This window comes from Vogesella urethralis, assembly GCF_007644045.2.
Taxonomy (GTDB): domain Bacteria; phylum Pseudomonadota; class Gammaproteobacteria; order Burkholderiales; family Chromobacteriaceae; genus Vogesella; species Vogesella urethralis.
Genome location: NZ_VMDW02000070.1, coordinates 1 through 12,929, shown reverse-complemented (window position 1 = coordinate 12,929; position 12,929 = coordinate 1). Strand labels below are relative to the sequence as shown.

General features: G+C 64.9%; 12 protein-coding genes, 2 rRNA genes and 1 riboswitch. Of the genes, 6 read left to right on the top strand and 8 right to left on the bottom strand.

The window, feature by feature from the left end; translation table 11 throughout:
• Window positions 1-40: 40 nt before the first annotated feature.
• Window positions 41-243: riboswitch (cobalamin riboswitch) on the bottom strand.
• A gap of 135 nt (window positions 244-378) precedes the next feature.
• The 4 genes from cobT (at window position 379) to FLQ03_RS06695 (ending at window position 3,678) form a co-directional block, all read left to right on the top strand.
• Complete coding sequence (gene cobT / locus FLQ03_RS06710) at window positions 379-1,413, top strand: nicotinate-nucleotide--dimethylbenzimidazole phosphoribosyltransferase (RefSeq protein ID WP_144374103.1); 1,035 nt, start codon at window positions 379-381, stop codon at window positions 1,411-1,413.
• A 127-nt stretch (window positions 1,414-1,540) separates the two neighbouring features.
• A complete protein-coding gene (locus FLQ03_RS06705; protein ID WP_144374102.1) occupies window positions 1,541-2,146 on the top strand; it encodes a histidine phosphatase family protein in 606 nt (201 codons plus the stop codon).
• Between the two features lie 67 nt (window positions 2,147-2,213).
• On the top strand, window positions 2,214-3,110 hold the full coding sequence (locus FLQ03_RS06700; RefSeq protein ID WP_144374101.1) for an adenosylcobinamide-GDP ribazoletransferase: 897 nt from the start codon (window positions 2,214-2,216) through the stop codon (window positions 3,108-3,110).
• 61 nt (window positions 3,111-3,171) lie between these two features.
• On the top strand, window positions 3,172-3,678 hold the full coding sequence (locus FLQ03_RS06695) for a hypothetical protein (RefSeq protein ID WP_144374100.1): 507 nt from the start codon (window positions 3,172-3,174) through the stop codon (window positions 3,676-3,678).
• A gap of 70 nt (window positions 3,679-3,748) precedes the next feature.
• On the opposite strand, the gene speB is transcribed toward FLQ03_RS06695, so the two are convergent.
• On the bottom strand, window positions 3,749-4,717 hold the full coding sequence (speB, locus tag FLQ03_RS06690) for an agmatinase (RefSeq protein ID WP_144374099.1): 969 nt from the start codon (window positions 4,715-4,717) through the stop codon (window positions 3,749-3,751).
• A 192-nt stretch (window positions 4,718-4,909) separates the two neighbouring features.
• On the opposite strand from speB, the gene FLQ03_RS06685 reads away from it, so the two are divergent.
• Both FLQ03_RS06685 and FLQ03_RS06680 read left to right on the top strand, forming a co-directional pair.
• Window positions 4,910-6,010, top strand: coding sequence for a YjgN family protein (locus FLQ03_RS06685; protein ID WP_144374098.1), 1,101 nt, complete (start codon window positions 4,910-4,912; stop codon window positions 6,008-6,010).
• A complete protein-coding gene (locus FLQ03_RS06680) occupies window positions 6,004-7,032 on the top strand; it encodes a M48 family metallopeptidase (RefSeq protein ID WP_144374097.1) in 1,029 nt (342 codons plus the stop codon). The genes FLQ03_RS06685 and FLQ03_RS06680 overlap by 7 nt, the downstream gene beginning before the upstream one ends.
• A gap of 63 nt (window positions 7,033-7,095) precedes the next feature.
• Here FLQ03_RS06680 and FLQ03_RS06675 read toward each other — a convergent pair whose 3' ends face one another.
• The 7 genes from FLQ03_RS06675 to rrf (FLQ03_RS06645) form a co-directional block, all read right to left on the bottom strand.
• Complete coding sequence (locus tag FLQ03_RS06675) at window positions 7,096-9,057, bottom strand: PhoX family protein (protein WP_144374096.1); 1,962 nt, start codon at window positions 9,055-9,057, stop codon at window positions 7,096-7,098.
• A 290-nt stretch (window positions 9,058-9,347) separates the two neighbouring features.
• A complete protein-coding gene (locus FLQ03_RS06670) occupies window positions 9,348-10,208 on the bottom strand; it encodes an SPOR domain-containing protein (protein WP_144374095.1) in 861 nt (286 codons plus the stop codon).
• The gene (locus tag FLQ03_RS06665; protein WP_144374094.1) at window positions 10,205-10,918 is read right to left on the bottom strand and encodes a type III pantothenate kinase; all 714 of its coding nucleotides are present in this window, start codon (window positions 10,916-10,918) and stop codon (window positions 10,205-10,207) included. Before FLQ03_RS06665 ends, FLQ03_RS06670 begins: the two co-directional genes overlap by 4 nt.
• Window positions 10,915-11,880 carry a biotin--[acetyl-CoA-carboxylase] ligase gene (locus FLQ03_RS06660; protein WP_144374093.1) on the bottom strand — a complete coding sequence of 322 codons (966 nt, stop codon included), beginning with the start codon at window positions 11,878-11,880 and terminating at the stop codon, window positions 10,915-10,917. The genes FLQ03_RS06665 and FLQ03_RS06660 overlap by 4 nt, the downstream gene beginning before the upstream one ends.
• Complete coding sequence (gene rfaE2 / locus FLQ03_RS06655) at window positions 11,877-12,374, bottom strand: D-glycero-beta-D-manno-heptose 1-phosphate adenylyltransferase (protein ID WP_144374092.1); 498 nt, start codon at window positions 12,372-12,374, stop codon at window positions 11,877-11,879. The genes FLQ03_RS06660 and rfaE2 overlap by 4 nt, the downstream gene beginning before the upstream one ends.
• 134 nt (window positions 12,375-12,508) lie before the next feature.
• Window positions 12,509-12,622 (bottom strand): 5S ribosomal RNA (gene rrf / locus FLQ03_RS06650).
• Window positions 12,623-12,692: 70 nt separating this feature from the next.
• Window positions 12,693-12,805, bottom strand: a 5S ribosomal RNA gene (gene rrf, locus FLQ03_RS06645).
• Between the last annotated feature and the right edge of the window lie 124 nt (window positions 12,806-12,929).

Below are 12,929 nucleotides of genomic sequence, written 5' to 3'. Positions count from 1 at the left end.
GTCAGATCGCCTCCCCGCGATACTCCAGCTGAGCGCGATTCCGCCGCGCTCGTCGCAGGCCGGTCTCCGGGCTTGACCATGCCAGCATCGCACCTTCCCGCCGTGTGGGCAGTGGTTGTCGCGATGCCTGGGGCGTATACGCCCAGGCCTTACCGTTGCGGGGGCAGCGCCGGTCTTGCACCGGCTTCCCGTTTCATCCGTCGCTGCCATGGCAGGACGGACACCTGCAGCCCGCCATTATAGCGGGGCTGACACAATCCAGAATGGCGTCATGCAAATTACCCCGCCGGCATGGCCCCGTTGCCAGCCGGCGGCGGCTGGCGTATGGTCTGCCGGTTCGCCTGCCCGCCAGGCTCTGCCATACCGCAAGGAAACCTCATGCCACGCATTCCCGCCCCCGACCTCGGCGCCCGCCAGGCCGCCGACGCCCGCCAGCAACAACTGACCAAACCGGCCGGTAGCCTGGGCAAACTGGAGCAGCTCGCCATTACCCTGGCCGGCCTGCAAGGCCGTGACATCCCGCTGCCGCTCGTGCCGGCTATTACCGTGTTTGCCGGCGACCACGGCGTCTGCGCCGAAGGCGTGTCGGCGTTCCCGCCCGAGGTCACCGGCGCCATGGTGGCCAACTTCGTCCACGGTGGCGCCGCCATCAGCGTGCTGGCACGCGTCAACCAGGCGCGGCTGGAGGTGGTAGACGCCGGTGTGGCCAGTGACCTGTCCGCGCTGCCCATCGTGCACGCCAAGGTACGCGCCGGCAGCGGCAACCTGCGCCGTGAAGCCGCGATGAGCCGCCAAGACGCCGACGCCGCGCTGGAGGTTGGCCGCAACGCCGCCCGCCGTGCCATTGCCGACGGCGCCACGCTGCTGATCGCCGGCGATATGGGCATTGGCAACACCACGCCGTCGGCGGCGCTGATCTGCCGCCTGACCGGCCATGACGTGGCCGCCATCGTGGGCCGCGGCACCGGTGTCGACGACGCCGGCCTGGCCATCAAGCGCCAGGTGGTGGCCGACGCGCTGGCGCGGGTGGCCGGGCAAACGCTGGATGGCCACGGCGTACTGGCCGAGCTGGGTGGGCTGGAGATCGCCGCCATGGCCGGCTTCTACCTGGAAGGCGCCCGCCAGGGCGTGCCGCTGCTGCTGGACGGCTTCATCAGCACCGCGGCCGCGCTGGTGGCCCGCGCCATCGACGCCGACATCGCGCCGTGGCTGCTGGCCAGCCATTGCTCGCAGGAAACCGGCCACGCGCTGGCCTTGCAGGCGCTGGGCCTGAGCCCGCTGCTGGACCTGGGCTTCCGTCTGGGCGAAGGCAGCGGTGCCGCCGCCGCACTGCCGCTGCTGCAACAAGCCATCGCGCTGCACGCCGGCATGGCCACCTTTGCCGAAGCAGGTGTGGCCGGCAAAAACGCCTGACCGCGCCCGCCAGCATCGCCCGCGCGTCGGCCAGGCGGTATGCTTGGCCTAGCGCCGCCGGCCAGCCGCACGCGCTGGCGGCGGCGTTCGTTTTTCTTGCCTGCTTTTGCGGTAAAAGGTTGCCACCATGAACCCCTACACCCTCACCCTGCTGCGCCACGGCGACATCGACCACCAAGGCCGCCTGATCGGCCATACCGACCTGCCGCTGACCGAACGCGGCCGCGCCGACATGGCCGCAAGCTGGCAACGCATCGTGCAGCTGGCGCCGGTAACCTGCATGGCCACCTCGCCGCTGCAACGCTGCCGCGAGTTTGCCGTACAGCAGGCGCTGGCCAGCCGCGTGCCGCTCTACGTGGCGCCGGGGCTGACCGAGTGCCACTTCGGCAGCTGGGAAAACCGCCCGCTGGCCGACATCAGCGCCACCACGCCCGACTGGCAGACGCTGCTGGCGCGTGGCCTGCTAACCCCGGAAGGCGGCGAAAGCTTTGACGCCTTCCGCACCCGGGTGCTGACCGGCTTTGCCGAGTGGATGCAGCAAGCGCGCGGCAGCCACCGCGTGCTGGTCAGCCACGGCGGCGTCATCAACGTGCTGCTGGCCGAGCTGCTGGGCACCGAGTTCAACGTCGCCCGGCTGATGGCGGTACAGCGCGGCGGCTTTGCCCAGCTGTCGATCCTGGACGGCCATCCGGCTTACCTGACGCGGCTGGAATCGCCCCCCGCGGCCGGCTGATCCACACGTCACGCACAGCTTGCCCCCTGCCCATGCACTGCCTATCCACACACTTATCCACAGCCTTATGCGATCGCTGATTCTTGCCATCCAGTTCCTGACCCGTCTGCCCACGCCGCAGCTGAAAACCTTCGACCCGGCGTGGCTGGCCGACGCCGCACGCTGGTTTGCGCCGGTGGGCGTGTTGGTGGGCGCCATCGTATGGCTGGCGGTGCTGGCCGGCAGCCTGGTGGACCCCTGGTTGGCCGCACTGGCCGGCCTGCTGGCCTGGCTGTGGGTGACCGGCGGCCTGCACATCGACGGCCTGGCCGACCTGGCCGACGCCCAGGGCGCGGCGCACCGCTCGCGCGAGCGTTTTCTGGAGGTGCTGAAAGACCCGCATCTGGGCAGCTTTGGCGTGCTGAGCCTGGCCACGCAGCTGATCGTGAAACTGGTGCTGCTGATGCTACTGGTGAAGCTGAGCTTAGCGGGGCTATCGGCGGTACCGGATGGGATGATGTCACCGGGGGCACTGCCTTCCCCGGATGCACTGCCATTACCCGTTTCCCCGGATGCGCCTGCGGCTTATCCGGGCTACCACAGCGGCCATGGGCAGCACGGCGGCCAGGCCGGCATCGCGGCGTTGACAGGGTTGGCCGCCACGCTGGCCGGGCTACTGCTGGTGCCAGCCTGGGCGCGGCTGTTTACTGTGGCGTGGTCGGCCACGCTGCCCAGCCTGGCGGCGGGCAGCGGCGAACGCTTTGCCTGGCGCCCGCACTGGCCTAGCTTCTGGCTGTGCAGCCTGCTGTTGGCCGCCGCCAGCGCCTGGCTGGCGCCGGTGTTGCTGCTGGCGCCGCTGGCCGGGCTGTGCTGGTGGGCCTACCTGAAGCGCAAACTGGGCGGCATGACCGGCGACTGCCTTGGCGCCGGCATCGAGGTGTGCGAAAGCCTGCTGCTGCTGGCGCTGGTGGTAGCGGCACGCTGATGGCATTGACATGACGCATGGCATCATGCTGAGATATTGAAAACCATTCTCAATATTTAGCATGAAACTCGACACCTTTGGCCTGGCGGCAGTCATCATTATTCCGGTCACGACCGTGCTCGTGTGGGTGGTCGCTCACTACACACTGCCTGCCTTGCCCGTCTTGCTGGGCGGCGTTTTGCTCAGCCTGCTGCTGGCACTGCACATCAAACCACTGCCCCGCTCAGCCTTGCCTGCCGCGCCGTCGCGCTGGCAGCTGGCGCTGAATCTGGCTGTATTCCCTATCCTGACGCTGTCATGGCTGCTACCGCACGCCACACTGCTGTTCGATGTGGTGTTCAGTTGTTGGATAGTCGCCACGCAAACGCTGGCCTGGCGTCATGAGGGCACGCTGGCGCTAGGTTGGCCGCAACGCACGCTATGGCTGATCCTGGCAGGCTTATTCCTGCTGGCCGGCCTGCTCGCCAGTGATAGAAGCGTCCTGGTGCTGGTATTCGGCGCCTTGTTCGGCTGGGTAGGCCTCAGCGGCCGCCGCCCGCGCTGGGGCAGCCCGCCGCCGCAGGCATGAAAAACCGCGCCGGGCAGGCTGCCGGGCGCGGTACGGGTAGTGCGGCCAACGTTGGCCGCATTGGCTAGCGTCAGAGCTGGCCGGCTACCTTCTTGTTACGCATCAGGCACAGCATGTCACAGGCGATGTGCGCCGCTGCGATGGCGGTGATTTCGCTCTGGTCGTAGCTGGGAGCCACTTCTACCACGTCCATGCCGACGATGTTGAGGTCGCCCAGGTTGCGGATGATCTTCAGCGCCTGCGCGGTGGTCAGGCCACCCGGTACCGGTGTGCCGGTGCCCGGCGCGGCAGACGGGTCCAGACAGTCGATATCGAAGGTGACGTACACCGGCGCGTCGCCGATGGTCTTTTTGATTTCGGCGATGGTGGCGTCCACGCCGTTATCGTGTACCCACGGTGCGCCCAGCACGTTCAGGCCCATGAAGTCGTCGTTCCAGGTGCGGATGCCGACCTGTACCGATTTGGCCGGGTCGATCAGGCCTTCTTTCACCGCCTTGTAGAACATGGTGCCGTGGTTCAGGCTGTCCGGCTCGTCGTCCGGCCAGGTGTCACAGTGCGCATCGAAGTGCAGCAGCGCCAGCGGCTTGCCGTACTTTTCCGCATGTGCAATCAGCAACGGGTAGGTGACGAAGTGATCACCGCCGAAGGTCAGCATCTTGGCGCCGCTGGCCAGAATGGTGCGGGCGTGTTCGATGATGGACGGCTTGATGGTCAGCGGGTTGTGCGCGTCGAACCAGCAGTCGCCGTAGTCGATGACCGCCAGGTCGTCGAACGGGTCGAAGCCCCACGGGTAGGGCTTGAGCTCGGCCAGCTGCACGCTGGCGGCGCGGATGGCCTGCGGGCCTTGGCGCGCGCCGCTGCGGAAAGTCACGGACAGGTCCAGCGGAATGCCGGATACCACCACGTCCACGCCTTCCAGATTGCGCGTGTAGTTGCGGCGCATGAACGACAACACGCCGGCGTAAGTGTTTTCGATGGAAGAGCCGTACAGGCTTTGACGACGGATGGCACCGTCACCGCGGATTTGATCGTCAGACATGTTCGCTCCCGAAAAGAGCACGCCGTGGTGACGCCACGGCGATTACCGTCCATCTGTACAGCCGACGGTTTGAGGCTGGCGCACCCCGCGGTACGCAGCGCGAAGTGTGACGCCAGCCGCGTACAACAGCAAGTTTTATCGCCGCAAATTCCCATGGCATGATTCGTCATTCCCAGCCACCGGAAGACCGCCATGCACCCCATTGCCGACGACAACCCGTTATTGATCCCGCACAAGCTGCCGTTCGTGTTCAGTGCCACCACCGGCGGCTACGCCCGGCTGTGGCTGAGCAACCTGGCGCTCAGCGTGCTGACGCTGGGCATTTATTCGGCGTGGGCCAAAGTCCGTACCCTCAAATACCTGTACGGCCACACCCAGGTAGCCGGCGGCCGCTTCGGCTACCACGCCAGCCCGATCGCCATCCTGAAAGGCCGGGCACTGATGGTGGGCTTGTTTGTGCTGTGGCAGCTCTCTGCCGAGTTCTCCCCCGTGCTGCAAGGTCTGCTCGGCGCGGGGGCGGCCGCGCTGGCCCCATGGCTGGCGGTGCAAGCCATGCGCTTCCGGTTAGCCAATACCAGCTGGAGTGGCATGCGGCTGCATTTTGACGGCCAGACAGGTGCCGCCTACCGCGCTTTTTTCAAATCCTGGCTCACGCTGCTGTTGTCGCTGGGCCTGCTGTGGCCGCTGGCCACGCTGCAAAAGCAACGCTACTTGCTGCCGCACAGCCGGCTTGGGCAGGCGCGGCTTACTATCGAACCGTGCGTGCGCAAACTGTACCTGGCCGGTTTCGGCAGCCTGTTTGTGGCCGTGCTGTACGGTGTCGGCTTTGGCGGGCTGGGCGGGCTGATCTGGTACGCCGGCAACGCCATCGATTTGCCTGCTTGGGTCAACGGGCACTTCGGCCCCGGCAGCATGCGTGTCATCGATGGCTTCTTTAGCGGCATGCTGGGCGTGTTATGGCTGCTGGCCACACTGGCATATAGCCGCATGGCGATCCAACGCGTGCTGCTGAACCACACCAGTCTGATGGTGGACGAGGTCGCGCACCGCCTGCGGCTGACGCTGCCAAGCCGTAGCCTGTTTGCGCTGCACTTCTCCAACACCGTAGCACTGGCTTTCAGCCTGGGCCTGGCCTGGCCGTGGGTACGCATCCGCACCCTGCGCGCCACCTTAGGGCAACTGACGCTGCAAGGCGGTGCCGATCTGGCCCAACTCTATATCCAGGGCCAGTCGCAGCACGATGCCCGTGGCGACGAACTGGCCGAGCTGCTGGCACTGGATCTGGGATGGTAAACATAGACGCACTGTGGCGCGATGGCCACACGCCACGGCCGCAGGCGGTGAAGGTTGGCCGCGACGGCGACGAGCTGGTGGTCGATAGCGGTAACGGCCAACGCCGCTTCCTGCTGGCGGACTGCCGGCTGGAGGCCGGTATCGATACGCTGCCCGACAGCGTATACCTGCCCGACGGCAGCACGCTGGAAGTGGCGCAAAAAGTGGCCATCCGCCGCCTGCTGGGCGGGCTGCCACCGCTGCAAGCCGGTGGCCACTGGCTGCAGCAAAGCTGGCGCGCACTGGCTGGCGGCCTGCTAGCCGCCCTCGTCATCCTGTGGCTGGGCTGGCGCTTCGCGCTACCGGCGGCTGCCGGCTGGCTGGTTCCGCTGATTCCGCTCAGCGTCGAGCAACAGTTGGCCGCACAAACGCTAAGCTGGCTACAAAGCAACACCGAGCTTGCCCCCAGCCGCCTGCCGGCTAGCCGCGCCGCCACATTGCAAGCGCAGGTCGCCCGCTTGCAGCCAGCGGCCAGCCGCTATCGCTATCAGGTACTGCTGCGGCACGCGCCCGACATCGGCCCCAACGCCTTTGCGCTGCCCGGCGGCACCATCGTGGTGACCGACCAGCTACTGGCTGTCGTCACGCGGCCAGACGAAATACTGGCTATCCTGGCACACGAAGCCGGCCACGTGGAACACCGCCACGGCCTGCGCAGTGCGGTGGAAAGCGTGGGGGTACTGGCCGCACTGACGCTAATGACCGGCGATGCCAGCAGCCTGACGCTAGCGCTGCCGGTGGCGCTGGCCAATGCCAGCTACAGCCGCGAGCACGAACGCGAAGCCGACCGCTTTGCCTACGCCGCCTTGCAAGTGCAAGGCCTGTCGCCCTGCCTGCTGGGCTATGGCCTGCAGCGCATCGAGGCCAGCCTGAAACAGCAGCATGGCGACGACGCCATCAGCAGCGGCAGCTGGTTTGCCAGCCACCCGGCCACCGCCGAACGCAGCCGCCCGCTGGGCCAGGCCTGCCCGCCCTTGCGCTAAGCGACTGCCATGAAAAAACCGCCCCGATCACTCGGGGCGGTTTGTCTTTGCAAGGCAATACATTTAGCTGCCGATCACACCACCGTCCAGCTTGCGTACCACTACGGTACCGGCGCGCGGGCGGCCGGCTTTCGGGCCGTCCGGCCAGGTGGAGATGGCCGTCGGCTTGGCGGGGTCGTTACGCTCGTTGGCCGGCTCACCCGGGTGCTGGATGTTGACGAACATGGTTTTCATGTCCGGGGTAAAGGCCAAGCCGGTAATTTCGCAACCATGCGGGCCGGTGAGGAAGCGGCGGAACTCGCCGGTTTCCGGCACCACGGCCACCATCTGGTTGTTGCCCATATCTTTGTACTCCTTGGCGTTCACCGTGGAGGTGGACACGTCGGTCTGTACCCACAGCACGCCAAGGTGGTCAAACTTCAGGCCGTCCGGGCTGCCGAAGGCGTCGCCCTTGATGTTGCCCACGTGTTCCTGCTTGGCAGCATCCGGGCGGCCGGCCAGGACGAAGATGTCCCACTTGAAGCCGGTAGCAGCAGCATCGGCACCGTTTTCCTGCCAGCGGATGATGTGGCCGAACAGGTTGCCATTACGCGGGTTGGCCGCATCGGCACCCGGCTTGCCTTCCTTGCCGCGGTCGCTGTTGTTGGTCAGCGTGCAGTACACCTCGCCGGCCTGTCGCGGGTTGACGGCAATCCACTCCGGACGGTCCATCTTGGTGGCGCCTACCTTGTCGGCGGCCAGGCGCGCCATGATGGCGATCTCGCCCTGGTCAGCAAAGCCGTTTTCAGCGGTCAGGCCGTTCTGGCCGTGTACCAGCGGCAGCCAGGTGCCGTTACCGTCGGCGTCGAAGCGCGCCACGTACAGCGTACCTTCCGACAGCAGGCTCATATTGGCCTTGCGGTTTTTCGGGTTGTACTTGTGCTTGGACACAAACTTGTAGATGTATTCGAAACGCTGGTCATCCCCCATGTACACCACGGCGTGGCCGCTCGGGGCGATGGTAACGGTGGCGCCTTCGTGCTTGAAGCGGCCCAGCGCGGTGTGTTTTACCGGCTTGGACTTCGGGTCGAACGGGTCGATTTCCACTACCCAGCCAAAGCGGTTGGCTTCGTTGGGGTTCAGCTGCAGGTCGAAGCGGAAGTCTTCTACCGCCCAGTCGTAACCGGCGCCGGTGGCGCTGATACCGTAGCGCTTTTCGTTGGCGTTCAGGGTGCCGGAGTTATTGACGAAGTAGCCGTCCCAGTTTTCTTCACACGTGAGGTAGGTGCCCCACGGGGTCTGGCCGTTGGCACAGTTATTCAGCGTACCCAGCACTTCGACGCCCTTGGGGTCGGCCTCGGTCTGCATCAGTTTGTGGCCACGGGCCGGGCCGCTGATGGCCATCGGGGTATTGACGTGAATGCGGCGGGCGTACTTGGACGGGCGCACCACTTGCCAGCCTTTGGCAGTGGCTTCTACTTCGATCACCGACACGCCGTGCGCATGCTGCGATTTCAGCACCTTGTCGGCGTTCCACGGCTTCATGCCACCCACGTGCAGCAGGCCATCGTCAGTGTATTCGTGGTTCATGGCCAGCAGACCATGCTTGGAACCGGTAGCGCCCATCGGCAGCGGGAAGTAGCTCATGCCGTCGTGGTGCATGCCGGCCTGGGCTGCTTGCTCGGCGGCGGTATTGGACGCGTCTTGCTTGAAAGCGGGCATATTGCCCGGGATGCCTACCGGGTCGCCCCAAGCGTACAGGACTTCGGCGCTGTAGCCGGCCGGTACCACCACTTTGTCTTCGAAACCGAACGGCACCGGGGCAAAGCCCAGCTTGGGTGCCGGCATTTTACCTACCCCCTGCGCGGCTTCTGCCAGCGTAGCAAAGCTGCCAGAGAACAGGCCGGCCACGCCGAGTGCACCACTACCCTGCAGCACGCCGCGGCGGGAAAAGCGCGCTTCCAGCACATCGGACAGTGCCGGGTTGTTACAGGTATTGGAGGTGTCGTTCACACCGTATTGCTTGAATTTGTAACTGTCAGACATGTTGGAACCCCATTGCGGCGAACGTTGAGTAAACGTTGCAACCATAAGGTATCCATGTGACAGAACCATCAACGCAATATGTCAGCAGCGTGACACGTCATGCTGCCACGCTGCAGCAGTCATCCGCTGCTTTATCGCGGCATGGCTCAGGTGGCTGACAATGCGCCATCTGAGGTGTGCCAAACAGGTTGAAAGCAGGTTTGCCACCCGGGGTGCCCCGTCGCAGCACTGTTGTTAAAAAACCCCCTGCTTACCGCGTAAACAGGGGGTTTTATCAAGACGGGAGCAGGTTAGCGGCAGCTGGCCAGCGGCTTGCCCGGCAACAGGCGTTTTTGCAGGGCCTTCAGTTTTTCTGCTGTCGCGTCGTCCAGCTGGCGGAAGGTCAGCGTGGTCACCTTGACCACATCGCCACGGCTATCCACTTTTGCCTTGTCGTAGCCGGCGGCTTTCAGGCGTTTCACCAAAGCCTGTGCGCCTTCTTCGCGCGAGAACAGGCCCATCGACAGGTAACCTTTGTACTCGCCGGCCGTCTGCACGATGTAGCTGTCAAAGCCCTTGCCCTTCAGCTCGGCCACCAGAGTCTGGGTTTCGGCCTGGGTCGCCAGCGGCGGATAAAACACCCACGCCTTGCCGGAGCCACGCTTCTCGTCCACCACGCTGGCTTGTGGCGGTGTCGCCAGTTTCAGCAACGGCACGCCGCCTTGTACCCGCTCCAGCTGTTTTGGATCGAGACCGCCCCAGCTGTAGCAGAGGTTGGCCGCAGCGGCTTTGGTATCGACCGGTTTGACTTCCGGCAACTTGCTTTCCGGTGCGGTCTTGGCGAGCACGGCCGACGCCGGTTTCACGTCCACCTTGACGGGATCCGCCGCTTTAGCCGGCGCTTTCTCTTCTTTGGCAGGCGTCGGTACGGCGGCAGTAGCGCTGGCTACCTGCGCCGCTTGCGCCTGCGGTGCGCTGCTGGCCACGTCGGGCAGGGGCGCACTCGCCAACGGCGCGCTGGCCTGCGGTGGCTTCCAGTCGGCCGGCAGCAATTTCAGCTGCGCTGCATTGACGTCTTGCGCGTGGATGTCTGTCTCGGGCTTCTGCTTCAACGCGCCGTACAGCGCGGTGAACAGGTTAAGCACCAGCAATGTTCCGATAAACCACTTCATGAGCCGTTCGCCACGTTAGCTAAACCGTAAAGCACCAGATTATCCACCATCCTCGCATCATGCGGGAGGTGGGGCTGCAACAAAGCCGCGTCGCCTCCGGTGAGCAACAGTTGCGGACTGCGGCCGGTATGGGCGGCCAGACGGCGCTGCATGCGCTCGATGGCGCCGCACAGGGCATCGATGGCACCGGTTGCCAACGCATCTTCGGTGCCTTGCGGGAACGCACATACCTCGCCGGCGCGGCGGTCGAGCTGGGCAGTATTCTGCGCCAGCGCCTGCAACATCAGGCGATAACCGGGCAGGATGTCGCCGCCCAGATAGTCGCCTTCAGCCGTCAGTAGCTCGATGGTCAACGCCGTGCCGGCACTGGCGATCACCAGGTCACCGCCATGCAACTGGCGGGCACCCAGTACCGCCAGCCAGCGGTCCGCGCCCTGCTCGTTGACGTTGCGGTAGTGATTACGCACCCCCTGCGCAGCGACCTGCGCCCGCTGCCATTGCACCGCGCCAGGCGCCAGCGCCTCGATCGCTTGCTTTACCTGGGGATGGGCTACGTTGGCCGCCAGAATGGCCTTAGGTGCCAGTGCGGCCCACTGTCCGGCCAGGCGGTCCAGCTCGGCATGGGGCAAGGCGTGAACCGGGGACAGCACCGAGCCATCCCATAGCGCCCACTTTACCCGGCTGTTACCGGCATCGATCAGCAATTTCACGCTTGCGGCCTCAGGCTGACTTCGCCCACGTGGAATACGCGCCGCCCACTGGCGGTATCCACCAGCAACGCGCCACTGTCATCGACACCGACCGCCACACCGTCTACCGGCTCGCCATGGCTGAAGCTCAAGCGCACCGGCACCTGCAGATAGGCGGCCATCTGGTGCCATTCGTCGCGGAAAGCGGCAAATCCGTCACGGTCAAACTGTTGCAGCACCTGCGCCAGCTGGTTCAGCAGCGCGGCCAGCAAGGCATTGCGGCCAACCTTGATGCCGGCGTCGGCCAGGTTGGCCACCGGCTGGTCCACCTCGCCAGGGTTGGCCACATTCAAGCCAATGCCGACCACCACTGCCGCCGGGCCCAGCGCATCGCCGGACAGCTCGATGAGGATGCCGGCCAGTTTGCGGCCATCCAGCAACACATCATTCGGCCACTTCAATGCGACCGGGGCGCCAAACTCGCGCAACGCGCGCACGATGGCAATGCCCACCACCAGCGACAGGCCAGCCAGGCCGGACAGCCCGCGCTCGAAACGCCACAGTAGCGAGAACGTCAGCCCGGCCCCCAGCCGCATCTGCCAGCGCCGGCCCAGCCGGCCGCGGCCGGCAGTCTGCCGCTCGGCAGCCAGCACCAGCCCATGCGGCGCACCGTGTGCCGCACGCGTCATCAACTGGGTATTGGACGAGTCGATTTCCTCTGCCAACGCCAGCGTAAACACCGACGCCGCCTGTTCATCCAGACCGGCGCGAATGCTGGCTACATCCAGCAGCGTAAACGGCTGCGGCAACCGGTACCCCTGCCCGCGCACGCTGAAGACGGTCAGGCCAAACTCGCTTTCCAGATGATGCACCGCTTGCCATACCAGGGTACGCGAACAGCCCAGCTGCTGCGCCATCGCCTCGCCGGAATGGAACTTGCCATCCGCCAGCGTACGCAACACCGCAAATGCCAGATCGCTCATTGGCCTTCCACGCTGCGGATCTTGCGGATAGTGGCGGTTGTGGAGGTATCAAACAGGAACGGAATGGAATGCACGCTGCCACCCCGCGCCAGCGTCTCGGCGCTGCCAACGATCTTGTCTACCGTCCAGTCGCCGCCCTTCACCAGCACGTCGGGCTTCACCTGCTCGATCAGCGCAGCCGGGGTATCGTCGTCAAACCAGGTCACCAGATCCACGCATTGCAGTGCCGCCAGCACCGCAGCACGGTTCAGCTCGTTGTTGATCGGGCGATCGTCGCCTTTGCCTAGCCGCTTGACCGAGGCATCGGTATTCAAACCCAGCACCAGGCTGGCGCCCAGCGCACGCGCCTGCGCCAGGTAGGTAACATGGCCGCGATGCAGGATATCGAAACAGCCATTGGTAAACACGATGGGGCGCGGCAGGGCCGCCAGCTTATCAGCCAGCGCCTCGGGCGGGCAGATCTTGTTTTCGAAATCCGGTGCGGGGTAGCTCATGCTCATCCTTCCTGTGCCAGGCCAGCGCCTGCGCATGTGACTCTTTGATTGCAACGGCGCAAGGATACCATTGCCCCCGTGCCATCCCAAATGCAAAAAGCCCGAACCTGGCGGTTCGGGCTTTCACAATGGGGTTCTGGCAATGTCCTACTTTCACACCGGCAATCGGCACTATCATCGGCGCTAGAGCGTTTCACGGTCCTGTTCGGAATGGGAAGGCGTGGAGCCACTCTGCTATGGTCACCAGAAAAAACTGGGGGTTTACCTGCAGCAGGTAAACCAACGCCCAGACCATCGGTCTGGGCGTCTGTATGGGGAGTCTGGCGGTGTCCTACTTTCACACGGGTATCCGCACTATCATCGGCGCTGAGGCGTTTCACGGTCCTGTTCGGAATGGGAAGGCGTGGGACCACCTCGCTATGGCCACCAGACATAAACTGTACAAACTGTAGAAGCCTTCACCAGTAAGTTTACTTACTAGCCGGTAGAATCTTGTATCTCGCTCTCGCTACACGTCGCACAAAGCGACTCAAATGATAGGATCAAGCCTCACGA

Bases quoted from the DNA above. Each gene is read 5' to 3' on its own strand.
- speB (WP_144374099.1), bottom strand. From the start codon at position 4,717: ATGTCTGACGATCAAATCCGCGGTGACGGTGCCATCCGTCGTCAAAGC.
- FLQ03_RS06695 (WP_144374100.1), top strand. From the start codon at position 3,172: ATGAAACTCGACACCTTTGGCCTGGCGGCAGTCATCATTATTCCGGTC.
- FLQ03_RS06670 (WP_144374095.1), bottom strand. From the start codon at position 10,208: ATGAAGTGGTTTATCGGAACATTGCTGGTGCTTAACCTGTTCACCGCG.
- FLQ03_RS06675 (WP_144374096.1), bottom strand. From the start codon at position 9,057: ATGTCTGACAGTTACAAATTCAAGCAATACGGTGTGAACGACACCTCC.
- cobT (WP_144374103.1), top strand. From the start codon at position 379: ATGCCACGCATTCCCGCCCCCGACCTCGGCGCCCGCCAGGCCGCCGAC.
- FLQ03_RS06685 (WP_144374098.1), top strand. From the start codon at position 4,910: ATGCACCCCATTGCCGACGACAACCCGTTATTGATCCCGCACAAGCTG.
- FLQ03_RS06660 (WP_144374093.1), bottom strand. From the start codon at position 11,880: ATGAGCGATCTGGCATTTGCGGTGTTGCGTACGCTGGCGGATGGCAAG.
- FLQ03_RS06700 (WP_144374101.1), top strand. From the start codon at position 2,214: ATGCGATCGCTGATTCTTGCCATCCAGTTCCTGACCCGTCTGCCCACG.
- FLQ03_RS06680 (WP_144374097.1), top strand. From the start codon at position 6,004: ATGGTAAACATAGACGCACTGTGGCGCGATGGCCACACGCCACGGCCG.
- FLQ03_RS06705 (WP_144374102.1), top strand. From the start codon at position 1,541: ATGAACCCCTACACCCTCACCCTGCTGCGCCACGGCGACATCGACCAC.
- rfaE2 (WP_144374092.1), bottom strand. From the start codon at position 12,374: ATGAGCTACCCCGCACCGGATTTCGAAAACAAGATCTGCCCGCCCGAG.